This window comes from Peribacillus sp. SIMBA_075 (genome assembly GCF_046534585.1).
This window is the reverse complement of the sequence record NZ_JAWRYN010001556.1, coordinates 1-238: the sequence shown is the minus strand read 5'-3', so window position 1 is coordinate 238 and position 238 is coordinate 1. Positions and strand designations below refer to the sequence as shown.

Genomic DNA, 238 nt, shown 5'->3' with positions numbered 1-238 from the left:
ATTTTCTTCAGTTAAAAGCACAGCTGCTGCGAGATAAGTAAATATACTCCGGCTAAAACCACCAGCGACCAATTGTTCATATAAATCTAAAAACTTTCGAAAAGCTTGCTTGTAATCTATAAAGTGAATATCTAATGTTGCGGCCACCACAAAGCGATGATAAGACTTTAAGTATGAAAACATCCCTACCTGATTCTTAATATAACTACTAATTTCTAAAAAACGTCCGAGATCAAAC

1 protein-coding gene is annotated in these 238 nt (G+C 34.5%); it reads right to left on the bottom strand.

Going from position 1 to position 238, the window contains the following annotated elements; translation table 11 throughout:
- On the bottom strand, positions 1–238 hold a 238-nt coding region (locus SB775_RS33645), incomplete at both ends, for a DUF4003 family protein (RefSeq protein WP_410865644.1).